Origin of the sequence: Paenibacillus anseongensis (genome assembly GCF_009757995.1) — a bacterium.
GTDB lineage: Bacteria > Bacillota > Bacilli > Paenibacillales > NBRC-103111 > Paenibacillus_E > Paenibacillus_E chondroitinus.
Genome location: NZ_WSEM01000034.1, coordinates 580,619 through 607,546, shown reverse-complemented (window position 1 = coordinate 607,546; position 26,928 = coordinate 580,619). Strand labels below are relative to the sequence as shown.

The 26,928-nt window shown below is 43.7% G+C and carries 25 protein-coding genes; 21 read left to right on the top strand and 4 right to left on the bottom strand.

All coding sequences use genetic code 11. The features are described from left to right. The first annotated feature begins 653 nt into the window (after nt 1-653). From GON05_RS33795 to argC, 5 genes are all read left to right on the top strand, one after another. Entirely contained in the window at nt 654-935 is a 282-nt protein-coding gene (locus GON05_RS33795) for a hypothetical protein (RefSeq protein ID WP_246239654.1), read from the top strand. A gap of 67 nt (nt 936-1,002) precedes the next feature. After that, a complete protein-coding gene (locus GON05_RS33790) occupies nt 1,003-1,383 on the top strand; it encodes a hypothetical protein (protein WP_181646331.1) in 381 nt (126 codons plus the stop codon). 122 nt (nt 1,384-1,505) lie between these two features. Then, the gene (locus tag GON05_RS39555; RefSeq protein ID WP_181646330.1) at nt 1,506-1,763 is read left to right on the top strand and encodes a hypothetical protein; all 258 of its coding nucleotides are present in this window, start codon (nt 1,506-1,508) and stop codon (nt 1,761-1,763) included. Nucleotides 1,764-1,765: 2 nt separating this feature from the next. Further along, complete coding sequence (locus tag GON05_RS39550; protein ID WP_246239652.1) at nt 1,766-2,122, top strand: hypothetical protein; 357 nt, start codon at nt 1,766-1,768, stop codon at nt 2,120-2,122. Between the two features lie 126 nt (nt 2,123-2,248). Then, on the top strand, nt 2,249-3,193 hold the full coding sequence (gene argC, locus GON05_RS33780) for an N-acetyl-gamma-glutamyl-phosphate reductase (RefSeq protein ID WP_157325779.1): 945 nt from the start codon (nt 2,249-2,251) through the stop codon (nt 3,191-3,193). A gap of 186 nt (nt 3,194-3,379) precedes the next feature. Here argC and GON05_RS33775 read toward each other — a convergent pair whose 3' ends face one another. Next, nucleotides 3,380-4,255, bottom strand: coding sequence for an AraC family transcriptional regulator (locus tag GON05_RS33775; RefSeq protein WP_157325778.1), 876 nt, complete (start codon nt 4,253-4,255; stop codon nt 3,380-3,382). Between the two features lie 116 nt (nt 4,256-4,371). On the opposite strand from GON05_RS33775, the gene GON05_RS33770 reads away from it, so the two are divergent. The 5 genes from GON05_RS33770 to GON05_RS33750 all read left to right on the top strand — a co-directional run bounded on the left by GON05_RS33770 (nt 4,372) and on the right by GON05_RS33750 (nt 9,784). Then, nucleotides 4,372-5,754: an MATE family efflux transporter gene (locus tag GON05_RS33770; RefSeq protein ID WP_157325777.1), complete on the top strand. Its 1,383-nt coding sequence runs from the start codon at nt 4,372-4,374 to the stop codon at nt 5,752-5,754. A gap of 32 nt (nt 5,755-5,786) precedes the next feature. Then, nucleotides 5,787-6,401, top strand: a complete 615-nt coding sequence (locus GON05_RS33765) for a sugar O-acetyltransferase (protein WP_157325776.1) — start codon at nt 5,787-5,789, stop codon at nt 6,399-6,401. A gap of 291 nt (nt 6,402-6,692) precedes the next feature. Next, nucleotides 6,693-7,409, top strand: a complete 717-nt coding sequence (locus GON05_RS33760) for a Na-translocating system protein MpsC family protein (protein WP_246239650.1) — start codon at nt 6,693-6,695, stop codon at nt 7,407-7,409. Nucleotides 7,410-7,551: 142 nt separating this feature from the next. Then, nucleotides 7,552-8,271: a Na-translocating system protein MpsC family protein gene (locus GON05_RS33755; RefSeq protein ID WP_157325773.1), complete on the top strand. Its 720-nt coding sequence runs from the start codon at nt 7,552-7,554 to the stop codon at nt 8,269-8,271. A 121-nt stretch (nt 8,272-8,392) separates the two neighbouring features. Next, nucleotides 8,393-9,784: a PAS domain-containing sensor histidine kinase gene (locus tag GON05_RS33750; RefSeq protein ID WP_157325771.1), complete on the top strand. Its 1,392-nt coding sequence runs from the start codon at nt 8,393-8,395 to the stop codon at nt 9,782-9,784. Nucleotides 9,785-10,097: 313 nt separating this feature from the next. Here GON05_RS33750 and GON05_RS39130 read toward each other — a convergent pair whose 3' ends face one another. Further along, a complete protein-coding gene (locus GON05_RS39130; RefSeq protein ID WP_220138856.1) occupies nt 10,098-11,252 on the bottom strand; it encodes an S-layer homology domain-containing protein in 1,155 nt (384 codons plus the stop codon). Between the two features lie 163 nt (nt 11,253-11,415). On the opposite strand from GON05_RS39130, the gene GON05_RS33740 reads away from it, so the two are divergent. From GON05_RS33740 to GON05_RS33705, 7 genes are all read left to right on the top strand, one after another. Next, nucleotides 11,416-13,380 (top strand): PAS domain S-box protein, encoded by a 1,965-nt coding sequence (locus GON05_RS33740; RefSeq protein WP_157325769.1) that lies wholly within the window; start codon nt 11,416-11,418, stop codon nt 13,378-13,380. 22 nt (nt 13,381-13,402) lie between these two features. Continuing rightward, entirely contained in the window at nt 13,403-14,098 is a 696-nt protein-coding gene (locus GON05_RS33735; protein ID WP_309491808.1) for a DUF421 domain-containing protein, read from the top strand. A 238-nt stretch (nt 14,099-14,336) separates the two neighbouring features. Next, nucleotides 14,337-15,530, top strand: a complete 1,194-nt coding sequence (locus tag GON05_RS33730) for an MFS transporter (protein WP_181646329.1) — start codon at nt 14,337-14,339, stop codon at nt 15,528-15,530. Nucleotides 15,531-15,623: 93 nt separating this feature from the next. Further along, entirely contained in the window at nt 15,624-15,728 is a 105-nt protein-coding gene (locus GON05_RS33725) for a YjcZ family sporulation protein (RefSeq protein ID WP_127454428.1), read from the top strand. Between the two features lie 323 nt (nt 15,729-16,051). Then, complete coding sequence (gene msrA / locus GON05_RS33715) at nt 16,052-16,567, top strand: peptide-methionine (S)-S-oxide reductase MsrA (protein WP_181646346.1); 516 nt, start codon at nt 16,052-16,054, stop codon at nt 16,565-16,567. 112 nt (nt 16,568-16,679) lie between these two features. Further along, nucleotides 16,680-17,480: a polysaccharide deacetylase family protein gene (locus GON05_RS33710; protein WP_157325759.1), complete on the top strand. Its 801-nt coding sequence runs from the start codon at nt 16,680-16,682 to the stop codon at nt 17,478-17,480. Between the two features lie 66 nt (nt 17,481-17,546). Further along, nucleotides 17,547-17,846 (top strand): DUF6509 family protein, encoded by a 300-nt coding sequence (locus GON05_RS33705; protein ID WP_127454422.1) that lies wholly within the window; start codon nt 17,547-17,549, stop codon nt 17,844-17,846. Nucleotides 17,847-17,903: 57 nt separating this feature from the next. On the opposite strand, the gene GON05_RS33700 is transcribed toward GON05_RS33705, so the two are convergent. Beyond that, a complete protein-coding gene (locus GON05_RS33700; RefSeq protein ID WP_157325757.1) occupies nt 17,904-19,340 on the bottom strand; it encodes an ABC transporter substrate-binding protein in 1,437 nt (478 codons plus the stop codon). Nucleotides 19,341-19,555: 215 nt separating this feature from the next. Then, complete coding sequence (locus tag GON05_RS33695; RefSeq protein ID WP_157325755.1) at nt 19,556-20,692, bottom strand: GGDEF domain-containing protein; 1,137 nt, start codon at nt 20,690-20,692, stop codon at nt 19,556-19,558. A gap of 172 nt (nt 20,693-20,864) precedes the next feature. Here GON05_RS33695 and GON05_RS33690 point away from each other — a divergent pair, with 172 nt between their 5' ends. The 4 genes from GON05_RS33690 (at nt 20,865) to GON05_RS33675 (ending at nt 26,926) form a co-directional block, all read left to right on the top strand. Further along, nucleotides 20,865-22,040: a glycosyltransferase family 4 protein gene (locus GON05_RS33690; protein ID WP_157325753.1), complete on the top strand. Its 1,176-nt coding sequence runs from the start codon at nt 20,865-20,867 to the stop codon at nt 22,038-22,040. A gap of 20 nt (nt 22,041-22,060) precedes the next feature. Beyond that, nucleotides 22,061-23,338 carry a metallophosphoesterase family protein gene (locus tag GON05_RS33685; RefSeq protein WP_157325751.1) on the top strand — a complete coding sequence of 426 codons (1,278 nt, stop codon included), beginning with the start codon at nt 22,061-22,063 and terminating at the stop codon, nt 23,336-23,338. Next, a complete protein-coding gene (locus tag GON05_RS33680) occupies nt 23,335-26,568 on the top strand; it encodes an AAA family ATPase (protein ID WP_181646328.1) in 3,234 nt (1,077 codons plus the stop codon). The genes GON05_RS33685 and GON05_RS33680 overlap by 4 nt, the downstream gene beginning before the upstream one ends. Before the next feature lie 73 nt (nt 26,569-26,641). Beyond that, a complete protein-coding gene (locus GON05_RS33675; protein WP_181646327.1) occupies nt 26,642-26,926 on the top strand; it encodes a hypothetical protein in 285 nt (94 codons plus the stop codon). Nucleotides 26,927-26,928 lie beyond the last annotated feature (2 nt).

Below are 26,928 nucleotides of genomic sequence, written 5' to 3'. Positions count from 1 at the left end.
GACCCGCATGTACGGTGGTGTGAGAGGTCAGGGGCTAGCCGCCCCTATCTACTCGATTACGATAGGCAATAGAGCGTGATGGTAACTAAATCACTGACGGGCAGGACAATTTCAATCACTTCACGAAATTTAGAAGTTACCAAGATGAAAAACATAAAGGAATGCGAGAGAGGCTATGAATGAATCAGCTTTTTGGTTAGGCTTTATCATCGTATGTTTAATTTTGATAGTCCTGTTTATTATTAAATATGGTATCCCAACAGGCACCTCAATTAGATTAAACCTAACAAGCGCTCAAATAAAAAATTATTTTATTATAAAGCATTCTTGCAAAGTATGTAATACAAGATTAAAAAGGATATCTCACAAAGTATATAAAGGAAAAGGATGGTCAAAATCATTAAATGAACCAGGGGAATATCACTATGGTGAGAAGTACGAAATGACATTTGATTTAAAATGTCCAAACTGTAATCGAACTTATACCTTAGATGATTTAAAATGAGCATCACTAATCAGAGATAGGATTACACTAACGCAAAACGATAGTTGAATCAATTCAATTTATGTATAGTTCAATGTGAAATATTTGGTATCCCCGAGGTGTTTAAATGAAATTAATGTGGTGCTGGAGATGTAAGCAGGTAATGCCAATGCTTGATGAAGTTGAATATCAACAAATAAATCAACTTTATTTTGAGTGTATGCAAAGTGCACAAAAATATAGAAATGATTCGTTGATGAAAAGCTCATTGAATGAATTATTCAGTCCATTAGTGCAAGAATACGAGAGGATTACTGGGTATAAAGATTTGCATCACAACGCTATAATGCATCATAGAATTTCACAGTACGGAGATCCATGTAGGAAATGTGGAAAGCCACTAAGAACACCACAGGCCAAAATGTGTGTTGCATGTGGAGAAAACGTTTAAGTTGACCATTAAACTAACGGGTACCATAGCGGAAAAGTAACGGTTGTTTGGCAAGGGAGGTGCGCGTGTGACTGAGAAGAGAATTTACAAGGCACTGGTTGAATTAACAAATGACGAGATCAATGAAATACTGGCTAGAAATGACATTCATGAACTGATGATACTCCCATTATCCGTAGGTATGTATCATCCGAACTGGAAGTATGCTCAAGATTTGTGCATCAAACTTTCACAACACAAAGACGCCGCGTTGAGAGCAAATGCAATACTAGGATTAGCCTACATAGCACGAACAAATGCCCAATTGGAAAAATATATAGTAAAGCCTATATTAATTAGAGAACTTCGAGAAAATACTGAGTACCAGTGGCGAATACTTGATGCAATTAAAGACATAAATTTATTTCTTAAATGGAATATCGGAGATAAGGCCATTAAGAAAGACTAAAATAACTACACTAACGGATAGTTTAGTTCAATACAGTCACCGCAGCACCCGGTCATGTCGATCGGCTACCGTTTCCGCGGATGCGTTATTTTTTCACCGAAATGGAAATGGAGGATCACTTGATGGAACCATCCAGCCATGAAACTGCCATTGAATATTTGAAGACAGCTATTTTTTCCGAAAGAGATTTACGATTTAGAGAAGCAATCAATGATTTGAATTATCATTTTATAAAAACAAATGATGTTCAAGTTTTAAAAGATATTTATTTTAAACTAAAAGACATTACTTTAAGAAATATAATACTCGGGATTTTAATGCATAATGAAATTGGCCTAAAACAATTTTTTTTGATGTATATAAAAAAGAACGATATTTAGATATGAAGTTGAAAGCAATTCGTGGTCTAGCAAATTATACAACAGAAACTGAAATCGAGCAGATCATGGAACACTTCTTAAAGCTGTTAATGAAAAGACCGGAGAATACACCTTACAACTATCAAGAATATGAATTTATACGTTCAGCCTGTGGACTTCCGTATTTAATAAAAAAAAACGGATATTCCTGTTTTGAAAAGGCTCTTAGACAAGAGGAGAAACAGTATAATGAAATGCCCGAAGCATTCAAGGGGCATTATTCATTTGATGAAGATGGTAATCTCATAGAGCTAAGAAATCCAAATGAAGCAAAAGAAATGATGAATAACTTCTTTGCTTCAAAGAATAGTCGAAACTAAGACGCTGCTGCCGGCATCCAATGGCAGCAGCGTTACGCTATCGGACAGATTAACTCAATCTTTATATTGTATATATATACATATTAACGTATATTAATACATATATAATTGGTAAGAGGTGGAATAATGACATATAAAATATTTGTCGATGGTCAAGAAGGAACAACTGGTCTAAAAATCCATGATTACTTATCCAAGATTCCTAACATTGAAGTAATCACAATTGAGTCGGAAAAACGAAAAGATTACGAAACCCGTAGGGCTTTAATTAACGAAGCAGATGTCGTCTTTCTTTGCCTACCTGATGCTGCTTCAAGAGATGCTGTAGCTATGATAAATAATAATAAAACCAAAATCATTGATGCAAGTACCGCTTTCAGGACCAACCCGGATTGGACTTATGGATTACCTGAAATACATAGAAGCCAAAGAACCAAAATCCAAAATTCATCTAGAGTAACTGTCCCAGGTTGTCATGCAACGGGGTTTATTTTAGCAATACACCCATTGGTTGCGGAAGAAATAATTCCAAGGGATTACCCTATGTCTTGTTATGCGCTTACGGGATATAGTGGTGGAGGTAAGAAACTAATATCTGAGTACCAGAACTCAAATACTGAACAGCTCTTTGCCCCAAGACATTATGCACTTAACCTTAATCATAAGCATCTTCCAGAAATGCAACTATATTCAGGACTAAACACAGCACCACTGTTTACTCCAATTGTCGGAAATTATTATCAAGGTGATGCAATAAGTATTCCTCTAATTTCTAGAATTTTTAATAAAAAAGTTACTGCAAGTAATATTCAAGAACTGCTTGCTTCTTATTATAGAGATGATCGTTTTGTACGAGTTGCTCCATTCGACTCTGAGGCCTATTTAGAAGATGGTTTTTTCAATCTCATGAAAAACAATAATACAAATTATTTAGATATATTTGTTTTTGGTCATAAAGACCAGATATTACTCGTATCGAGATTTGATAATTTAGGTAAAGGCGCTTCAGGGGCAGCCATTCAAAATATGAATATTATGCTTGGACTTGACGAAGAAACAGGACTAGTTTAAAAGAAGCGATAGAGTGAAGGGTTATCGCGTGGCAGCTTCACCAAAGTACGAAATGGCTTTTGGCTGCCAGACAATTGGGAGGGAAACGAAACCCTAAAGAAAAAAATGGAGTAGTCTGCTTTCAGCAGTTACTCCATTTTTTATGATTAAATTCCTCTTCCGTTTAACCACTGTTCAAGGCATCATCTATTCATTCTGCCGTTTACGATAATCATTAGGAGTCTTCCCAAATTCCTTTCGGAAGACAAATGAAAAATAACTAGCACTCTGAAACCCGCAAGATAAAGCTATGTCGCTAATTGATCTGGCTGTTCCCATCAGTAATTCACAACTTTTCTTCAGACGGTAATTAGTCAGATATTCATTTGGCGTTTGTCCTAGATATTGCGCAAACAGTTTACAGCAGTGAGTTCTGCTTGTGGAACCCGAGGTTGCTATATGTTCAAGCGTGATTTTGTTTTCATAATTCCCATGAATAAATGCCGTCATTTTCCAAATATAAAACGAAGTGTGATCAATCGCTGTTTGTTGGCTTCTATCTTCAATATGACGCCCTATTGTTGCACATAACGAAACGGCCAGCGACAGCAATGAAAGAGGGTTTCGCTGGTTGCTGTGCATCTCTTCGTAAAGTTGATCTAAGCAAAGGAGAGTCTCTTTGTGCCAGGGGATATCTCCCTGTAGAACAATAAAATCTTCTGTATTTGACCCGAATTTCTCTTCCCAATATTCATTCCCAAGCCAGCGTTCTGTTCCGATTATCGAAGGATGAATACATGCCACAATGTAAATGCAATCTGACATATCGGAAGAATATCCATAATGCAAACGCTTGCTATTTACAAATATCCCTTGACCTTTTTCTAAAAGCACCGTTTCTCCGTGCACATAAAAATTCATGGATCCGTCCAAAACGGATATGAACTCTAAATCTGTGTGCCAATGACACGCTGCCGCGAATTTATCGAACTGAATTAACGTTCCTTTGGCAACTCTAAGTTTGAGGTGCGTTAAGTTGTAACCGACTTGTTCGGATAAGTCAGAAAATACGTCTAGTTGCAAAATGACGCCTCTCCCTATGTAAATACGATTTTGATATTATTATACCCGATTTTTATGGAATCAAAATAACAAATGTTCTATTTTTATAGTGTAACCGATTAGAAAGAGGGAAAAATATGTGGCGTAATTTACTATCGTCAAATTATTTAGACAAGAATTTTAATCAGCAGTTGATTCGTCTAGTGATACCAATTGCCTTACAGAATCTAATTTCTGCATTAGCCGTTACAGTTGATGTCGTCATGTTAGGTTTTATTAATCAGTCTGCGATGTCAGCCGTTTCGCTGGCGGGTCAAGTAACGTTTGTACTGACGTTATTTTATATGGGATTGGCTTCTGGAGTTGGAATTTTAACCGCACAGTATTGGGGCAAACAGGATTTAAAAACCATTGAACGTGTCCTAAGCATCGGATGTATGTATACTTCAGTGGTTTCCCTCATCTTTTTTGGGATTTCAATGTTAATGCCTGATGTACTTATGGGTCTATTCACAAATGACGAGGATCTGATTTCATACGGTTCCCAATTCCTGCAAGTTCTCTCCTTTTCCTACTTAGTAGGTGGCATTTCACAGATGTATTTTAGTGTTATCAGGAGTATGGAAAATGCACGTCTAAGTGCATGGATAAGTTCCATGTGTCTTATTCTCAACATTCTATTTAATGCCCTCAGTATTTTCATCCTATATCCAGATGATCCCGATAAGGCAATTGTAGCGGTTGCAGTATCCACTGCTCTTGCACGTTTCATCGAATTTGGCAGTTGCATTGTGCACTCAGTTAAGGGGAAAATTAAGTTGAAATTCCCAAAGCGCGATAAGGTTCAACGTAACCTGCAAAGAGATTATTTAAAATATACCTTCCCAATTCAAGGGAATTATATTGTTTGGGGCTGTGCTATTACAGCAACAGCAGCAATAATCGGCCATATCAATGCAGATATGGTGGCTGCCAATTCTGTAGCTTCCGTTGTTAAGAATTTAGTGATCGTATTGTGTGGTGGCATTGCAAGCGGCGGTTCAGTTCTAATCGGGAAGTATTTGGGCAATGGCCAAATAGAAATAGCTAAAAAATATGGAAATATCATCACTTCCTATTCCATTATATTTGGCATTTTAGCAGGCATCATGACGTTATTAATCAAACCTTTGGTTTTTCAAGTAATAAGCTTAGATGAGCAGGCGCAGCATTATCTGAATGGAATGTTATTTATATGTGCCTATTACTGTATCCCAAAATCCATTAACTCTGTAACCATTGGAGGAATTTTTGTTGCAGGAGGTGATTCCAAGTTTGGCTTCTGGTGTGACACGATTGTCATGTGGATCATCATTTTACCATTAGGATATTTAAGTGCTTTTGTGTGGCAACTCCCGCCAATAGCTGTGTTTGCTATTATTTGTTTGGACGAGGTTATAAAAGAACCAATTGCGCTCATTCGTTATCGTCGATTTAAGTGGCTAAACAATATTACCCGAGATCTTTCTACTCAAAATTAATCAAAATAAATCAAATTTCATGAGGTGCGAAAATGAACATTAAAGAAAATCTTCACAATGGTAGCTTGTATTTGCCTGGAAATGAAGTACTGGCAAAGGAGCAAACTCTTTGTCTTGAGCGACTATATGATTTTAATCAGACACGTCCTCTGGAGTACGAAAAAAGAATGGCTCTAATGAAAGAAATGTTTGCGGAGATTGGTGAAGGATGTTACATCGAACCACCGTTTCATTCCAATTGGGGTGGCAAGCATGTTCATTTTGGCAAAAACATTTATGCGAACTTTAATTTGACATTGGTTGACGATACGCACATCTATGTTGGAGATTACACCATGTTTGGGCCGAACGTTACAGTGGCAACTGCAGGGCATCCGATTTTACCTGAACTACGAGAAAAAGCATATCAATTTAATGCACCTGTAACAATCGGGAAAAATTGCTGGATAGGTGCTGGTGCTGTTTTGCTCCCAGGTGTCAAGATTGGCGATAATACTGTGATCGGAGCAGGAAGTATTGTGACAAAAGACCTCCCGTCTAACGTAATCGCTGTAGGGAATCCTTGCAAGGTACTGCGAGAAGTTTCCGAGCATGATAAAAAATATTATTTCAAGGATCGGGAAATTGATTATTCAGCCTTGGATTGAGCAAAAAATCATATCATGTGGTGTAATTAGAAAACTTAAAACGAAGAATGGTTGTTTTATTTGTTAAAAATTATTAAAATAAAAAATAGGGCAAAAGACATAATGCTTTAGCCTAATAATATTAAATGTTTTTTTCATACTTCTAATAGTGCATTTGGCATGAATGAACCAGAGACAGTGCTGGACATAAGCCTAAATACAAGTTGCTCCTGACAACTTCTATTTAGGCTTTTTTAGTTTTTCGTAAATACTACATCAAGGTAAAAGCTACAAGACTTACCTAAATCGAGGATGGATTTTTTGGATAAGAACAATAAACAAGCTCAAAACGAAATTGCAAGTTACATTGGCAGATTGCTAAGAGAAGCTTTTGGAAAAGGTCCTCAGTCTGTTTTTGTTAGCATCAGCCGCCCTTATATCGTCATTTATTTACGCAATTTTCTGTCGCCAACGGAGAAAATACTTCTTCAACAAGACCAACTGCTTTCCATACAGCATACAAGAGACCTGGTTATGAAATCGTTAATCCCGGAACTAAAAGCCTTCTTGTTCATTCATTCTGGCATGAAGATTTGCGAATTTTATTATGATTGGGTACTTCACAATCAATCAGGTGTTTTGGTTGGGATTGAATCAGACGACAAATATATTTCTGCGGCTAGCGTACAAGAGAGATATGTAGGAAAAGAGGCCCTTCATCAAGAAATCGATCAGATTAGCAATCAAATTCAGAAAAGCCCTGATGACATCTATTCCTGCATGATTAATGAACGCACACTCTTGGTTGTCCGTCATGGCATCTTGATTAGCATCGGAAAAGAGCTCATTCAACTTGGATTTGAGGAAAGTTTAAAATTAGCGGAGCGTAATCTTGAAAAAAGGCATTTGCATAACAACAACACACATTTTCAGAAAATATTGAACTCTAAAATTATAGATGTCTTTGCTGATTGGGATTTTCATCTGGATAAAAGCATCTTTGTGTTTATTTTGAATCCAAGTCCATAAATTCTGCGCGTTTTTTATATAAGCATAAAATCGCATGAAAAGGAAAATAATACATTCTAGGTCTTAATCATTGTTTTATTTAATAAAAGAAATTAAAATTAACTTAAGGGTAAAAGACAATACGCTTCTACCTATACCGAGGATGAATGATTTGAATAATACCGAGAAACAGATGCATAACGAACTCACAGGCCATGTTGGCAGATTGCTTCGAGAAGCTTTCGGTAAAGGGCCAGAATCTATCTTCGTAAGTATTAATCGCCCGTTCGCAGTGATCTATTTGCGCAGCTTCCTATCAGCTACAGAGAAAATTCTTCTTCAACAGGACAAGGTTTTTTCCATTTTAAATACAAGAGACCTCGTAATGAAATCGTTAATTCCTGAAATTAAAGCCTATTTGCTCTTACTTACAGACATGCAGATTCGTGAGTTTTATTATGATTGGGACCTACATAATCATTCGGGTATAATGGTAGGAATTGAATCAGATGAGAGTCGTGAGAGTCGGCTACATAACGCCTTGGAGCAGAGCTACACAGGGAAAGAGGCACTCCATAAGGAGATTGATACGATTAGCTGCCAAGTGCAAAAGAGCCCTGAGGAACTGTATTCTTTCATGATCAATGAAAGAACTCTTCTTGTCATTCGCAATGGTATTCTAATCAGCATAGAGAAAGAATTAATTCGGATTGGCCACGAAGAGAGTTTGAAGTTGGCAAAACGTAATCTGGAAAAAAGTAGGTTGCATAACAACAGTCATTTTCCCACTATTTTGAAAATGAAAGTGCTGGATGTTTTTGTTGATTGGGATTTCGATCTTGATAGAAGTATCATCACGTTTATTTTAAGTCCGAATCGATAGTTGGCGGTAATGAGCCAGAAAAAAGTGCTGGACATAAGCCTAAATTTAAGTTGCGAAAGCACCTTTTATTTAGGCTTTTTTGAATTGCTGCAATCCATTTTTTTCGAGATGAGGGGAGCATATGGTCGATATTCCTGAGCAATTTAATGTTTTTGATCGTGTCACAGATGCATTTTTTGCAGTTAATAACGATTGGGTACTTACATACATACACAACGAAGCCACCAAGCTTCTGTTCCGCGCGCAAACGGACCTAATCGGTAAAAATCTATGGAATGATTTTCGAGAAGACTCGAATTTATCATTCTATGAACATTATTACAAAGCGATGAATGAACAAGTGACAGTGGAATTTGAAGCTTACTTTCCTCATTTAGAGAAGTGGTTTGATGTGAGGGTCTATCCATCTTCTAATGGTCTTTCCGTATACTTTAAAGATATTACTAGCAAGAAGGGGGTCTTGTTACGTAAGGAACAGCATTACGAGTCGCTATTTAAATATAACCCTGATGCCGTGTTTTCTCTTGATTTAAAAGGGAATTATCTCAGCGTTAATCCAGCCACGGAGCGTTTGTTGGGATATCGTGAAGATGAGCTTCTTAATATGACATTTGTTCCGCTTATCCCGCCTGAGGAATTGGATAAGACGATGAAATTTTTTGCGGAAGCGGCCAAGGGCACCATACAGCATTACGAGACGAGGGCATACCATAAAAATGGGAAGATCCTTGATGTTAAAGTTACGAATATGCCAATCATTGTGAACAATGAGCCTGTTGGGGTATATGGGGTTGCGCGAGACGTTTCTCAAGAAAATAAAAATGAAGTGCTGTTAGTGGAGTCGGAGAAACTTACTGCAGTTGGACAACTTGCTGCTTCAATTGCTCATGAAATTAGGAATCCGCTTACATCCCTCAAAGGTTTTGTACAGCTGATCGAACATAAAGTACCGGAGGTCAATAAAGAATATTTTACGATTATGAAGGAAGAATTGGGTAGGATAGAACTCATTACAAGTGAATTGTTGTTCTTAGCCAAGCCGCAAGCCTATGAATTTAGAAACCAACAGGTGAATAAAATCATTCAGGATGTCGTGCTTCTTCTTGGTTCTCAAGCTTTAATCAACAGAATTGAAATCAAGACTGAAAATCTGGAATGCTTGCCCGCCATCTTATGCATTGGGCAACAATTGAAACAAGTTTTTATTAATCTTATTAAAAATGCAATGGAAGCCATGCCGGAAGGCGGGGTTATCCAAATTATCGCCTCCATGCCGAGTACTTCGCTTATGTTAATCCGGGTTATTGACCAAGGCATAGGGATTCCCAAAGAGTTAATTGCCAAAATTGGCTCTCCCTTTTATACAACGAAAGAGAATGGGACCGGTCTTGGGATGATAACAACAATCAAAATTATTCAATCGCACGGCGGGAATGTAGACATATCGAGTGTCGAAGGAGTGGGGACTACGGTTGATGTATACTTGCCGGTAGTTCCATCGGTTACAGCTTGATGTTTGGATCAAACCCGCCATTTGGCGGCTTTTTTTTAATATGCTAGAAGGAATAAACAAAATGGGTTGCTTGCCTTCACGAAGTGATTCATCCATTTTTTGCATAATCAAAGCACCTTTGGGAAAACATATCGCTATCAAATCTATCGGCTAGTTAGGTGAAGCGTATGTTTTTTCTCTTACTGGAGCGGATAGATTGAGGAGATTAGCCCCGGTGAAGTTTATCATGATGGTTTTCTTTGTTTGATTTGAAAATTAGGCGGTTATAAAAAAGAAGGCGCGAACCATTCGCGCCTTCTTTAACATGTTTAAATTAAGAAATCGGCTGAATCGGATTACTTTTCAAGATGTCCTCTACCTCTTGGTAGCCTTCAGGGTAGGCGAAATTATAACGCGCCGGAAGCGCAAACACGTACTTGTCATTACGGGTTAGCTCGCTAGGTCCGATTGGAGCGGCGCCGATATGGAATTTGTCTTGTTGAAGCTCATTCCATTGATCAACAGTGAAAACGAGAATAGGGATATCCTGTCTCGGTTGTTCGGATGTCCACTCAGGATGGCGGATACTAATCTTTGCGCCGCTTTCAAGCACTTTCTTAGCTTGTGAATCCGCTACGGAAAGACCCTCCCACTTGTCCGTTACAATGGTGTAGCCTTTCCAACTGTCAGGCAGCGTGAAACGAAAACCGTATTGGGTGTTCTCATACACATTGGAATCGGCTTTCACTTGACCCGTTTGACCATCTGCAGGAATCATCGGTTGGCTTTGTCCATTCCTTGGAACATCGCCGGTTGAATCCGGTGTTGTAGTCTCACCCGTAGCAGGGTGGATGTACTTAAGTGAGTTATAGATCATTTCTGCAGCTTGCGCGCGTGTAATATCCGCTTGCGGATGGAAATTGCCATCGGCGTCAAGCGATGTAATCCCTTTGTAAATAGCGGCTTGGATCGCTCCCAGTGCGTCAAGGGTAATGTCGTCCTTGTCTTTGATGGCGATCGGCGGGAGCTTCATCATGTGCATGATATTATGGCCGTCCAAGGCAATGAGCAATTCTTTTGTAAACATTTCCTTCGTCCAATTCTGGTTCGGATCCAGTTCAGCATCAAGCTTCAGGTCGTTATTCGCTGCAATAATTAAGCTTTGTGCATACCATGCATCATTGTTGGCTTTCGCGAAATAGTCGGTTGCCAGAGGGGCTTTGAAAAAATTAATCGCGTTGAGGTTCAACCCAACCGCTTTGACGATCATTTGAATGCCTTGGGAGGCCGTTAGCGCTGCATCAGGCTGAAACAGATCGCTGCTGACTCCCGATACGAGACCTTGCGATTGCAGAGAAATAATTTTATCTTTGGCCGCAACCTGCTCCAAATCGGTGAACGTTGAGGTTGCTGCAAAGCTTTGACCTGCTAAGGATAAGGACAAAACGGCAGCTGCGGATAAGCTTAGAAGTTTTTTACGGGATTTCAAGATCTATCACCTCGTTGAGTTTTTGCATTCAGTATCTCAAACGACAGGCCGACTGGAAATGTTGCAGGGTGTAGAGGAGAGATTGATCAATTTTTATCATCTGACGGACAGGTCCCTCTTTTATGGTAAAATAGGGATAGCTGTCAAAAGGAGGAATGCGTGGATGCAGGATTTGAAGTTTTTTGACCCCGAAGCTATATTTGGACACATATATACCAATGCGCCGATTGGGATCGCTTTAATCTCTCTGGAACGAAAATGGCTGAATGTTAATAAGGCGGTTTGCCGGATTTTCGGCTATACGGAAGAGGAATTCAGGAACTTTACATTAGATGATATTCGGCATCCCGATGATCGTAATAATAGCAGAAGTTTGCTAGCAGAACTATTAGATGGCGGCATTCCTTCATTTGAATTGGAGAATCGGTATTTTAATAAGAATGGCCATATCGTTTGGGCCTCTGTCCATGTTTCGTTAGTTCGCGATGATCAGGATGGGAGTCCCTTATATTTTATAGCTCAGTTTATTGATGTAACCAAGAATAAGCTAGCTGAACTAAAGCTGCAGGAAAGTATTGAACGGTATACGTCATTAAAGAAATACAACCACGATGCAATCATTTCTTTTGGTTTGGACGGCATTATTATGAATGGCAATACGATGGTACAGCAAATGACCGGATATCTGATCGAAGAGCTAATCGGCAGTGGAATGTCTAAATTAATTGGCGAAAAAAATTCAATCAATTTGCTTTCGGCTTTAAACAATCATATAAACAATCATCAAGCAATCGAAAACGTTGAAAAAGATATCGCTTTTATTCAACATAAAAATGGTCATTCGGTTGAAGTGTTGGTAACGCTGGCTCCAATCATTATACAAACGCAAATTATGGGCTTTTACATCATAGCGAAAGACATGACGGAACAAAAAAAATTGATCATTGAGAAGGAAGCCGCTGAAAAAACGAATAAAGCGAAAAGTGATTTTTTAGCGATGATGAGTCATGAAATCCGTACACCGATGAACGGGGTTATTGGGATGACGGAAGTGCTTTTAGAGACGAATTTGGATGAAGAGCAGATTGAATATGTGGAAATTATTAAAAAAAGTGGTGCCACTTTGCTCGCGATTATCAATGATATTCTGGATTTCTCCAAAATTGAATCCGGCAGGACGGAATTAGTGGAAGAACCGTTGAGTGTGAGCACTGTTTTATCAGAAACACTTTATATGGTCATGTCTAAAGCGCTTGAGAAAAATCTGGAGATCACAACATCGGTCTGTCCTGAAGTTCCTAACTTGGTTTATGGGGATACGACGAAGTTAAGACAAGTTCTGATGAATTTACTTAGCAATGCTATAAAGTTCACTCCTAAGGGGTCGGTTTCCATCAGCGTTGAATTGGTGTCGCAAGCATCAAATCAGGTGCGCCTTCAATTTGCCGTCAAGGATACAGGGATCGGTATACCAAAAGATCAGGTAGGCCATTTATTTGAACCTTTTTATCAAGTTGATCATTTTATGACTCGGAAAACAGAGGGGACGGGTTTAGGATTAGCTATCTGTAAAAAGCTTGTTGGGCTCATGGACGGTGAAATCTGGCATGAGGCTGCTATAGATCAAACCGGATCAACGTTCCTGTTCACAGGGAACTTTCGGGTCCAATTGAATCATTCCGACTCATCGCAATATGATATTTGGCGCGAGCAGGAAAATATCAGCGAAAATTCAGAAGAACTGTCTTTGAAAATATTAATTGCCGAAGACAACGAAGTAAATCAACTGGTGTTAAAGAAAATGATAGAGAAACTCGGACACAAAACGACCCTGGTCCAAAACGGAAAAGAAGCTGTAGAAGCTGTCAAGCGATATCCGTATGATATCATTTTTATGGATATTCAAATGCCCTGGATGGATGGCTTGGCGGCCACGAAGTTTATCAATGCACAGTTAAGCGGTAAGAAAAAACCGTACATTGTGGCAGTGACAGCTCACGCAATTAAAGGCGATAGCGAGAAGTATGTATCCGAAGGTATGGATGCCTACATCAGCAAGCCCATCAGCATGGATGCGATATCAGAAATCATTGAAAGAGTTGAAAGGATGAACGCTCAGGTCACTTGATTTCACGAAGGGGAAGATGAAAGTGAATGCCAATCTATATGTAAGCATCGGTGTCAAACTTACAGTCGCTTTGATCGGTCTTTTAATCATGACCAGATTGCTGGGAAAAAAAGAGATCTCTCAATTGACCGCTTTTGACTTCGTTTCCTCTTTAATGCTCAGCGAATTGGTCGGCAATACGATTTATGATGACGAAGTTCATCTTAGCCATCTGGTTTTCGCTCTGATTATCTGGACGCTTCTTGCGCTCGGGTTGGAAAAGTTTATCGCCCGATTCCCGAGACTGTCCCGTTATGCCGCGGGGACGCCCGATCTAATTATCCGAAACGGCGTGGTGGATTTCAAGGCGATGAAGCGCAACAATCTTGATTTCGCCCAGTTGGGCATGCTGCTTCGGGAAAATAATATTTTCTCGTTGCGCGAAGTTGCTTATGCCTTGTTCGAGACGAATGGCAGCATCAGTGTGCTGCGCCAGAAAGACCCGGAAGGGATCAGCGGCAATGCAATAGACCAGCAGGCCAGCGTCAGCCTTCCCGCTTATATTATTGAAAACGGCAGCATCAATGAAGATACACTGCAGCGCTTAGGACGAGACCGGGCCTGGGTGGACCAGCTTTTGCAGCTTAGCGGAATTCCGCGTCATGAGCATGTGCTTTTCGCGGAATGGTCGGATTCCAGCGGTCTGTATTTTCAACTTAAAGAAGCAAAGAAAGCTTAATTACAAGCCGCAGGGCTTGTTTTTTTGTGTCGGCGTTTGTTCAAAGAGGGTACGGACGTCCTAGCATTAGATCGATAAACTCCCTCCCTATCATTGAAATTTTCGATGATTATTATTGAAATATATGTATTGATCTATTAATGAATATTTTACTACAATGCTTACATGTAGTGGAGGAGCATAGTTGCATTAATCATCTGAAAATGAAAGATACTATAGAGAGAAAGAAGGGATCGAAGTGGAGAAAGAGAGATTATGGAGCCGGGATTTTTTAATGATTAGTTTTAGTCACTTTTTTATCTTTATGACCTTTTATATTTTAGCCGTGACTTTGCCGCAATTTGTACTCGATGAGTTGCGCGGGAGTGAACAAGGCATTGGTCTTGTTATAACGGTTTTTGTCATTACGGCGGTCATTTCAAGGCCTTTAACTGGAAAGTGGTTAGAAGAGATAAACAGAAGAAAACTTTTAAATATTGCATTAATTATCTCTACGATATGTAGTTTGTCGTATCTATGGATTGACAACTATTCTGTCCTACTTGTATTGCGGTTTATTCATGGTTTTGCTTTTGGGATCGTGACGACTTCTACTTCAGCCATTGCTCTGGATATTATTCCTGAACATCGAAAAGGAGAGGGAGTTGGCTATTTTAGTTTGTTTATGAGTCTTGCAATGGTTATAGGGCCTTTTGTAGGCTTATGGATAACAACGCATATTAGCTATGTAGCCATGTTCGTTATGGTTGCTGTTTTTTCGCTGTTGTCTTTATTGTGCGGGATGCTTACGAGATTCACGAAACAAGTGAACCGCCCATCCTCGGAGGTAGTGATTAAGGGAGTTCGGCGCTACATTGAGGTGTCTGCCATACCGATTTCCATAGCAGGTTTTGTCCTTGCATATTCTTATGGTGCCTTATCAACATTTATCTCCGTATACGCCAAAACGTTGGGACTAGAGCGTATTGCAAGCTACTTTTTTATCATTCTTGCTTTGATGATCCTCCTAACTCGACCTTTTACCGGAAGATTGTTCGATCGAAAAGGAGAGCATGTCCTTGCTTATCCGGGCATTATTTTATTCATTATCGGGATGATCTGGTTGAGCCAAGCGTATACGGCACCTGTGTTTCTTATTACTGCCGGAATAATTGGGATCGGATATGGGGCTATTTTCCCCAGCTTCATGACCATTGCGGTTAAAGCTTCGCCTGGTCATCGCAGAGGAGTTGCGATCAGCACGTTTCTCGTGTTTTTTGACTCAGGGTACGGAGTAGGCTCCTATTTGCTCGGGGTGATTGCAGCAAAGACAAACTACCATACGATGTTCCTGATCGGTGGATGTATAATGATTTTAACGCTTGTGATTTATTACTTGTTCCACCATCGGAGGCAAACTGTTGGAACGGTAACGGGTACACAAAATAGGTAAAATGTTACTGGGTGATTCGTCCACGCAACTTTTCAAATAGATTCGTACTTTATAAAGTCGGTACACTTTTCTTTATAAGAGGAGGATCTGTTAATGGGTTATACAGCTGGATGCAATGGTGGAGGGTATACTTCGGCAGCGATTATCCTTGTTCTATTCATCTTACTTGTTATCATTCTAACTTCAGTGAGTGTGTAAGGTCGTACACCTCCTCATCAATGAATGATTGTTATTTAAGAAAGGAGGATGGGATCTATGGGTTATACAGCAGGTAGTACAAGTGCAGCCGCAATTTTGGTTCTGTTCATTCTATTGGTTATTGTTACAATGACGTTTGTCTGGTAATTAAATATGGAACGAAGTGAAGGAAACAGGGAGTGGACTGTTGCAGACAGTTGCTCCCTGTTTTGTTGATTTTCCATAACAGCTCCTGCAGAAAATGGACTTGTTAACCGCAAATAATTATAATAAATAGTTATACAAACAGTCCTATCATACCTGATGAAAGAGGGATTTTAATGATACAAAAAGCGACTTTTGCCGGTGGCTGCTTCTGGTGCATGGTCAGTCCATTTGAAGAACAACCAGGGATTCACGGTATTGTATCTGGTTACATGGGCGGTGCAGTAGAGAATCCTACGTATGAACAAGTGAAGACTGGGCAAACCGGGCATTTGGAAGTTGTCCAAATTACGTTTGACCCGGCTATTTTTCCATATGAAAAATTGCTCGAGTTATACTGGCCTCAGATAGATCCTACCGATGATGAAGGACAGTACATTGACCGTGGTAGCCAGTATCGTACGGCTATTTTTTATCATAACGAAGAGCAGCGGAAGCTTGCCGCCGAATCGAAAGAGGAGCTTGCGCAAAGCGGACGTTTTGATAAGCCGATTGTAACGGAGATCAGTCCAGCTGTTGCCTTTTTCCCTGCTGAAGAATACCACCAGAATTATCACACCAAGAACCCTAAGGAATATAAAGAAGAACGAATTTCCTCGGGGCGCGACGCTTTTATTGACAAGCATTGGAAATAAGCGGACGGCAGTTCCCTTAAATAAAGATGTGGCGGAAAACGCTTGCACAAATCGGACAACTAAAAGTAAAATATGGGAATAACTTTATGAAGAACTTATTGGGGGAAACCAAATGCGTATTCGTAATGACCGATTTCCTGGCGGGGTTCACAAAGCCCTGACCCTTAGTTATGATGATGGAAGAGTGCATGACCGTAGACTGGTGGGGAAGTTAAATGAATACGGGATCAAAGGAACCTTCCACTTGAACAGTGGTTTTTTGGGCAAAGAAGACTATATAACAGCGGAAGAAGTTGCCTCTCTTTTCACAGGACACGAGGTATCGGCGCATACAGTTGATCATCCATTCCTGGAGCAATCTCCGAATGAACAAATCGTCATGGAAATGATGGACGACCGCAGAGCTTTAGAATCTCTGGTCGGCTATCCCGTTAAGGGAATGAGCTATCCGTTTGGAACACACAGTGAGCGTGTTGTTTCGATTCTGCCGAACCTCGGTGTTGAGTATGCGAGAACCGTAGCAAGTCATGGGAAATTTCATATGCCCGATGATTTTCTAAGGTGGCATCCTACCTGCCATCATAAGCAAATGTTGGAGTACGGCGAGCAGTTCGCCAAGCTTGAGCAAAGGCACACACGGATGGCGCTTCTCTATGTATGGGGCCATAGCTATGAATTTGAGAACGATAACAATTGGGACCTTATCGACCGTTTTGGCGAGATCGTAGGCGGGCACAACAACATTTGGTACGCGAAGAACTCGGAGATTTATAGCTACCTACATGCCGTGGAACAATTACGCTATTCGGCTGATCGCCATCTTGTACATAATCCCACAGCCACTTCCGTCTGGATCAGTGTGGAGGGGGACTCCGTCGAAATTCCAGCGGGACAAATCGTGAAGCTGATCTGAAGCCTATGTGCGATTCTTCCCATAATCAGGTATACTAAAGCCTTCAGATGAAAAAGGGGGGATACGATGTTCACGATTACGAGTTATACAGTTGAAGTAATCAAAGATCCGTTTGGTATTTTGAGCGGACAACGATACGAATTTCTTATAGATATCGAAGTTGAGGAAGATGATGAGTTGTACTCAGAAAGCGGATTGTACATTCGTGCGATCTACAACGTTGACGAAGACAAATCAGGGCTATTGAAATACGAGCTTTATGAGAAAACGACGCAAATCTATCTCGATTTTGATCTTGAGGATGATGAAGTCGCGGCGGTAGAAGCATTTTGCAAAGCGCATGTGCTTGAAGCGGACGACGAGTAGAAAGAATGAAGGGCTGTCTTGGGGGTCATGTAATGACCTTGGAGACAGCCTTTTGTTTTATTTCGACTTAGACTGAGACTCTTTCAGAGCATCGTCCGCTTGTTTAGCTTGCACTAATTGTTCCTGTCCTTTATCTTGGATCGTCTTAAGTGCCTCGTCCGCTGATTTCTTCCCATCGATGACAGCCTGGATTTCTTGATTGGCAAGCAAAGTGAACGGCTGGTAGAAGCTGCTTGGAATTTTTTCTAAACCTGTATAGTTCTTGTCAGGGTTTGGTTTGAGGAGATAAAATGCCTCAAGATTATGGCCATCCTTATCTTTCGAGTAAGTAGTGCGCGTCATCAGGCTGCTTGACGATTTGGACATGACTCTAGCGAACTCATCGCTGTTGATATACTTAATGAATTCCCAGGCTGCCCGCGTATTGGGGGATTGGGCGTTGATCCCGAAGACATTGGAAACGGAAACGGTGTTAGAAAAGTCCGGATTTTGCGGATCAACAGGAACGGTGACGATATCCCAATTGACAGGCTTTACGTCTTTCAGGACGTCTTTGGCCTGTTGCAGAGTTTGTATCATATAATTGCCGTCAATCGTCATTGCAACCTTGCCCATGGCGAACAAATTTTGTTTGAGATAATCCTCATACATGCGTGGCGCATTAGAATCTGTCTGACTTTTGGGGGCGTACAATGCTCCGGATTTCAGAGAATCGACGGTGAGTTGGAGAGCCTTCTTCCAAGCATCTGTCTGGATCGTCAGCTTCATCTGCTCAGGATCGATGAAAGACAGACCCAGCGTTGTGCCGATGCTGTTCATATATTGATAGGCGACTCCTTCTCCCATGTAAGAATAGGCGGAAAACCCGTAAATTCGCTGATCGCCCTGACCGTCGGTCGGGAATCGTTTGGCGAGATTCATCGCTTCTTCCCAGCTCATCTTATTCTTTGGAAACTCTATGCCATACTGCTCGAATAGATCCTTGTTATAATAAAGAGCTTGACTGTAAAAGTCCGGTGAAAGTCCATATAACTTGCCCTCGCCTTTGAGCCTGATCGAATCCAGTGTAGCTGGAAGGATATGTTCCACATCAAATTTATCCTGCTTGATGACATCGTCCAGAGCATACAGACGTCCTTGTTGTGCAAATTTTTCAAGTTGGTCGCTGCCATTCAGAAGGAGAACATCCGGTTTTTCTTCATCGATGAGGTGAATAAGCGCTTCCTGCGGATCTTTGCCTGCTCCATAAATGCCTTGATTCGAGATGACCTCTACGTCAATATTCGGATATTTGGCCATGAAAAGATTACCGTACTGTTGGTAAAAAGAAGTCTTATCATAATACAGTACTTTGATCGTAGCTTTCTCGTCTTTCCCCAACTTCTTGAGCGAGCCGGCTTCTCTTGAAGAGCCGCTAGCCTTCTCCGAAAAATTACACCCTGTCAGCGAGGCCGTTACTGCAATGGTAGCTAGTGTACACATCCAACGTTTCATAGATTCCCTCCACAATGTTTCTAATTCCATATATTGTAATAATCTATTAGATATCATACACATAACGGAATAAAATTACAAATTATGATAGAACTAGTAGAGTTGAAGAATACAGAAGCCCCCACTATAAACGTAAAAATTTTAATCTGCAAAATAAAAAAAGCTACCCTTTATCTACATAAAGAATAGCTTTTTGCTTGTTCCAAGCCCGCATTCTAGGCGTATTTGACGACCTTGTTTTTACCTGTTGTTTTGGCCTTATACATGGCTTCATCGGCTTGCTTGATAAGCTCTTCGGCGCTTACGCCGTTTTTGTATTTGCTGTACCCAATGCTGGCGGTTACGATGGTCTCTTTCTCAATTCGACTGCGTATGCGTTCGGCGAAAGCATCCATTTTCACACTTGGATCCGTTACCATCACAACCATCTCTTCCCCGCCGTAACGTCCTGCAATGCCGCATTCCTCGGCTTCTTCCTTCATAATTTGAGCCACTTGCTTCAACACATCGTCGCCCATCTGATGACCCTTTGTATCATTCAGTTTCTTGAAATTGTCAATGTCACTGAACAAAATAAATATAGGAAGATGTCTCCCGACATACTGCGAAACACGATTGTAGAAAAATTTGCGGTTATACAGGCGAGTAAGTCCGTCCGTGATGGATGAATTATAGATGGCCTGCATCAGCTCAACGACACGATCAAACAGCAGAATAAATAATAAAAAGTAAAAGACGATGGGCAAAAGATTGCCAGCCAGGGTGAGCCAAATCTGTTCATTGCCATACATATAGACATTGATTAAATGACAGGTTTGGATCAAGAAAAAGACGGTAAGCGCCCATTGATACTTCGCTTGTTGACCAATGTAAGGAGGTATCATGTAAAAGCACAGGAAGATTAGCACAAAAACATAAAGCTCCAGGGCAATGTCTTGCAGCAGCCGGACCTGTTGAGGCGTGCCGCTGTACATTTGAGGCACACTAAAATGAAGAATTGAGACAACGAATCCCATAATAATCAAACCATAAAAAAATATGTACTGTTTACGGTGCGTTCGGTTGTATAATTGATAAACTCCAAAATTCAAAAGTACGAAGGATACGATTTTGAGCATTAACAATACGTACGCGGTTAAGCTTGTATCCAGTGCCGTGAGCAAGACGTATATCTTAAGCAGGTAATGAATGCCGACGAAGATAACGGAGAAGGTCATCGACATGTAGCCTTTTTTACGGCGATCGAGAAACAAGCGTAGTGAAATCACAAACATTAGTGTCACAATAACCAATACAATAACATGCGATAATAATGAAGCTAAATCACCGAACAAGAGATCAACAGCTTTCATGCGTTCCCCCAAAATCCCTATTTTTCGACAAGATGTGATTCTATTATAAAGGAAAATGGGAGAGAGGGATAGAATCGTTTCAAGCGGCTTAATGTTGTTCTCTTTTATATTCGGCGCGCACAAGTTACAATAAGAAGGTAAAGCTCAAGGCTTTGGGAGAGGGGCTCATGCAATGAACATCTTGCAAGCATTATTTTTCCCCCCGGAACAACCGGGTGGGGTGTCATCCATGGTTCCCTATATTTTGGACCGATTTAATAAAAAGGGATGGGAAATGGAACTATTTTCGCTGCCTAAACGCATTCGCAATAAAGGCACAGAGGAAGTGGAATTCGTCACTTTCGATTGGCGGAAGTATGCCGGTAACCCAATCGTTGATAAATACATTCAGACTTACAAGGATTATGTTTGGTGGACGAAGCTGCGAGTGACCAAGAAATATGACATTATTCATGCGCATCACCCGATTGCGGCAATGGCGATGAAGCAGATTTATCCGGAAACACCGGTGATTCTGACCATTCACTCCAGCTTCGAGAGAGAGCTTGTATTGAATGGGCGCATTAAAGAAAATGGCGTGGAACATCAGTTTCTCACTCAGATTTATGAGGAGCTGGAAACAAAGGTCGATCAGATTATTACGGTGTCGAATTCGTTCAAACAATATATTTCAGAGTATGTGCAGGATAGCGAACGGATTGGCGTGATCCCGAACGGTTTTGATGAGAAACGTTTCCGCCCGATTTCCCATGAAAATGCAGTGACACAATTCATTACGGTGTGCCGTCTTGTACCTGCCAAGGGGCTGGATACCCTGCTGATCGCATGCGGAGAACTGAAAAAGCGCGGGCATCCTTTTGTTTTGCATATTATCGGGGATGGACCTAGCCGGGAAGAGCTGGAGAAGCTGGCCATTCAGCATAATATTTATGAAGATACGATTTTTTATGGCTATATGCTGCATCCGGAAGAATTCATGCCGTTTTTTGATGTCTTCGTCTTGCCGTCTCGCGCGGAAGCATTCGGCTCTGTATTTGCGGAAGCGGCGTTATGCTGGCTCGCTCTGATTGGGACTGATGTCGGGGGGATTGCAGAGCAAATTGAACATGGACACAACGGTTTGCTGGTACCTGTCGGAGATGCAATGGCATTAAGCCACGCTTTGGAGAAGGTGGTCATTGATCCAACGTTCCGATACAATCTGGCGCGTACCGCGTGGGAAAAAGCGAAGAAAACTTACTCATTGAACCGTGTTCTTCGCCAACTGAAAAGTGTTTATGAGAGTTATCACATAGTGGAACAGTATCCTACAGCAGAAAAGAAAGAAGATCAGAACGAAAATAGCTAAAGCAGGAAGGCGTTAGAGACATGAAACGACTGCGGTTTATGCATGCCGCCGACTTGCATCTGGATTCCCCGTTCAAAGGCATGTCGGCGCTGCCTGAACGCGTTCGTGAGCGCATGCGAGAATCGACGTTCGGTGCGCTCAAGGAACTCGTAGTGGCAGCTGTCCAAGAACAGGTAGATTTTGTACTTATCAGCGGGGATGTTTACGATTTATCGGATCGTTCCCTTCGCGCACAAATTCGCTTTCAGAAAGCGTTGGAGCAGTTGGCTGCGCAAGGAATCCCTACTTATATTATTCATGGAAATCATGATCCGGAGGATGGACGCGCCGCAAAGCTGGTTTGGCCGGCAGACGTCCATTTTTTTGCGTGCGATCAAGTCGAGACGCTGACGGTAACGAAACCGGATCGCGGCGTCATCGCCCAGATTCATGGGATTTCTTATCGCAGTGCGGCGGTTATGGAGAACTTGGCGCTGCAGTTTAAGCCAGGACGCGAAGATGCGGCTCAAATTGCGCTTTTACATACGAATGTTGACGGTGACCCGGCTCATGATAACTACGCGCCATGCAGCAAGCAAGATTTGCTGAAAGCGGGTATGCACTATTGGGCTTTGGGCCACGTTCACACAAGAAATGTGCTTCATGACCAGCCGGCAATTGTGTATCCGGGTAACCTGCAGGGGAGAAATATCCGGGAAACAGGGCCGCGCGGCTGTTATATCGTTGACATGTCGGACAATGGACGAGCGGATCTCATCTTTCGCGCACTGGATCAGGTGCGCTGGTTCCAGATGCGGCTGTCTGTTGCAGGCGTGCAGACGGAGCAAGAATTGAAGGACAAGATTGGGGACCAACTTGAACGAGCCAGGTTTGAAGCAGACGGACGCGATGCTGTCGTCCGTATCGTTTTGGAAGGGCGAAGCGCAGTCTCCAGCATGCTCCGCAAAGGGCGGATGCTCCAAGAACTGATTGCTGAGCTGCGGTCGGACGAAGCGGACCGCAGCCGTTTCGTCTGGATCGAATCGATCGAGGACCGAACGGCTAGTAGGCTCGATCTGGAGGCATTGCAGCAGGAGAAGAGCTTTCTTGGCGACCTCCTGCGGATTTCGGCAGCGCTGCGCGCGGACGACGCTGCGCTGCAAGTGTTCGCGAGCGAAGCCCTCGCCGCGCTGCAAAACCTGCCGCAGGCTGCTGGCGATCCGGCTGCGGCGGATCCCGAGCGGCTGCGCGAATGGCTGCGCGCCGCAGAAGAAATGGCCGCGGATCTCCTGTCCGCGGAAGGGGGGTGGCCTGGATGAAGATCGTATCCATCCAGGTAGATGGCTTCGGCAGCCTGCGGCAGCGGCAGCTCGATACAGACAGCCCGCTGGCGCTGTTCTACGGCGCCAACGAAGCGGGCAAGAGCACGCTCATGGGCTTCGTCCGCGCGGTGCTGTTCGGCTTCCCGACCCGGCAGAACCGGTCGGAACGCTACGAGCCGCTGGGCGGCGGCGCCCATGGCGGCGCTTTGACCCTGCAGGATGAGCAGGGTCAGCTCATTCGCGTCGAGCGCTACGACGCGCCCGCCGCAGGCGGCAAACGTGCCTCTGCGGGGCACGTCAAGGTTACCCTCGGTGATGGCACCACCGGGGGCGAAGAACTGCTGAACACGCTGCTGGGCGGCCTATCGGCCGACCTCTTCCGCAGCTTGTTCGCTTTTGGTTTAACCGAGCTGCAGGAGCTTCGCACCTTGCAGACGGACGAGCTCAGCGGCTATCTATATAGCGCTGGGCTTGGTGTAAGCGGCTCGGCGATAATGGAAGCCGAGCGCAAGCTGACGGCGCAGGCCGACGGCCTGTACAGACCCCGCGGGCGCAATCAGGAGATGAATCGTCTCCTGAAGGAGCTGGAGGGTCTGGAGCAGTCGCTGCGCCGCAGCCGTGACTTGGCAGCCGATTATGATCGGCTGCAGGGAGAGCGCCGCTCCGCGGAGGAGCGCATTGCTGCTCTGGAGGAGCAGCAGGAGGCGCTGCGCGCGGAGCAGCTCCGGCTCAGCCTGGCCGGCAAGGCGCGCAGCGGATGGATCCGGCTGCGGCAGATCGGCCAGGAGCTCGCGGCGCTGCCGGAGCTGGCTGGCTTCCCCGAGCGCGCCTCGGCGAGGCTGGACGCACTCGAGGCGGAGCTGGAGCGCCTCCATGCGGAGCGCGCTAGGCTCAGCCTGCGGCAGCAGACGCTTGCGGATCAGCTGGGCGCGATCCGCATCCAGCCTGATGTGCTTGAACATCAGACGGAGCTGAATCATTGGCTGGAGCAAGCAGCCACGTATGAAGAACAGAAGCGCAGTTTGGACGGGCTGCGCGTGGAACAAGAACACGGGCGCGCGCAGATCGACAGACTGCTGAAACAAATAGACGGCGCAGACGGGGAAGGTCAGATGGATCTTGGCGCCTTTGCCGTGTCCATCTCCCTTCGCGAGCAGATTCGATCCTACAAGGAACAGTTCCACAAGTGCCGGGCGGATGAGCTGCGTGTTCGAACCGAGCTGGAAAGCCTGGAACAGCAGCTTCTGCGGGTGGATGATAGCATTCGCATCTTGGAAGCCGATGTTCGGTTATCCCCCTCGTTTCCAGGAGGGATTGATCCCGGCACGGCGCTGCAAAGAATCGAAAGAGATTACGCGCAGTGGCAGCTGCTGATCAGGGAAGTTCAGCATCACAAAGAACGGGAAGCTGTGCAGAACCAATACAAGCTCAGCCTGGAGGAAGCCGCCAAGGCAGGGAAAGCGGCTTCACGGAAGCTACGAAAACGAATGGTGCTTTTCTTCGGCGCATTGGCGATTATTGTTCCAATTCTGCTGGCTTGGCAGAGCAGTTGGGCAATAGCTGTTTGTGCGTTCCTGCTATTTGCAGGGGCGGCACTCTTCATCCAGTTCGGCGACCGATCAGGTTCGGATCGTAGGGCTTCCCGCACGATGACGGCGTCCTCTAGCCAGGAGCCCTCTCCGAATGAAGCGACCACTCGTGAACTTCTTGAGTTGGAAGGCCGTTTGCAGGAACAAATCACTGCATTCATGAGATCCAGTCAGACGCAGATGGGCTTTAACGAAGCTGCGGCAGCATCCGCTTTGCACGCTTCGCAGCCAAGAAGCCGTGCGGAGGCGTACGCTCTTCATAGCTTTCAGCCTCAATTGGATGCCTGGCTGAGAGAAGCTGAGCACAACAAGCAACAGCTGGATCAGCAGAAACGCAAGGTGGACAAGCTGCAAGATGCGAAGGAAATGCGCGACTCCCTTCAACTCCAAGAAGAGCAGCGAGGGATTGTGTATGAACAGCACGTTGCGGAGTCTGAGCAGCTTCATAGGAATTGGAGCAGTTGGCTCGTATCCCTCGGCTTAAGCGGGCGATTGTCCCCTGATGCCGCGATGGAAACGATTCAGGCGATTGAGCAGGGGCAGGAGAGTCTCCGCCTACTCCATAAACTGGAAGCAAGGCTTGCGGCCTTGCTTCAAAGTGTAGAGCAGTATGAAGAAGCTATTGCAATGCGGCTTCAACTATCCCCAGCGCAAGAGCCTTTGTTTGCGCTCAAACGCTGGAAAGAGCAGGAGCAAGAGCAGCTGAGGCTGCTTGCAGCGAGAACGCATAGCGAAGCGCTTTATGCAGAGGTTGCTGAAGAGCTGCAGCTTCTCGATGCTGCTGAGCAGCGCACGCGTGAGCGGCTTGTGATCTTGCTGCAGGAAGCGTCTGCCGAAGATGGCGAAGCACTGCGCTTGCAGGAGAGAGAGCAGGAAGAGCGCAAGAAGTTAAGCGATGAACAGAAGCTGTTGGAATCTTCGCTTGAGGCTTTGCTAAGCCGTGCGTCACTTGCCAGTTATACGGAGCTGTTGGAGACGCAAGGGGAAGCCGATATCGCTTACCGTTTGGAGACGATTGAACAACAGATGGCGGAAACGGCAGCCTTAACGAACGAACTCCGCGAAGCGGCTGGTAAACTGACGGCACACATCGAACAGCTGGAGCAAGGCTCTGAGCAAGCCGACGGCCAACTTCAGTCCGAAGCTTACCGGGCTTCGATTCGTGAACAAGTAGATCAGTATGCCGTGGCATCTTTTGCTTCCTTGCTCATGAAGAAAGCGCGTGAAGTTTACGAGCAGGAACGGCAGCCAGGTGTGCTTTTACGAGCATCCGATTACTTGACCAGGATGACGAATGGAGCATTTACCCATGTCAAAGCGCCGTTTGGAGAACAGCGACTTGTTGCGGTTAGATCCAATGGACAGTCCGTGGACACGAGTCAACTGAGTCGTGGAACTGCGGAGCAGCTGTATCTATCCATGCGCTTTGCGCTTGTGGAAGAATACGCCGGTAAAGCCGTGTTACCACTCGTCATGGATGATATTTTGGTCAATTTCGATGAGGAACGGATGGAGAGTTGTCTACGTGTGCTCGCTGACTTAAGCAGCAGGCATCAAGTGTTGTTGTTTACGTGCCACGGGCATGTGAGGGATGCGGCTGCACGCGTTATTCCCAACTATCAATTAATAAACTTGTAAGCCGGTTGTCCTGCATGGCATGAGAACCGGTTCACACTCATATAAGTTGAAGAAAAAAGCTGGAGGAATCAAAGTGGAGCCAGGAAGCGAGAAGAAGAAAGAACACCGTGAAATTAGATACCAGGTTGGTTGGAAAAAAGGGAAGATCGAGTGGAACGAAGGGGCAGCCGAGGCGCTATCCGTTAAATCACTTAAGCCTGCAGAAAGTCCGGAGGAAGCTGAAGTAAGGCGGCTTCAGCTTCTATGGAAACCAGCGATGAATCTCCCAAGCTGGATGCTGTTTCCCCTTCTTTATGCGCTCCCGGTTCTTTGCTTTGGTTTGACGCTTATCCTCATTTACGGTCTGCGGCATGGATAGTC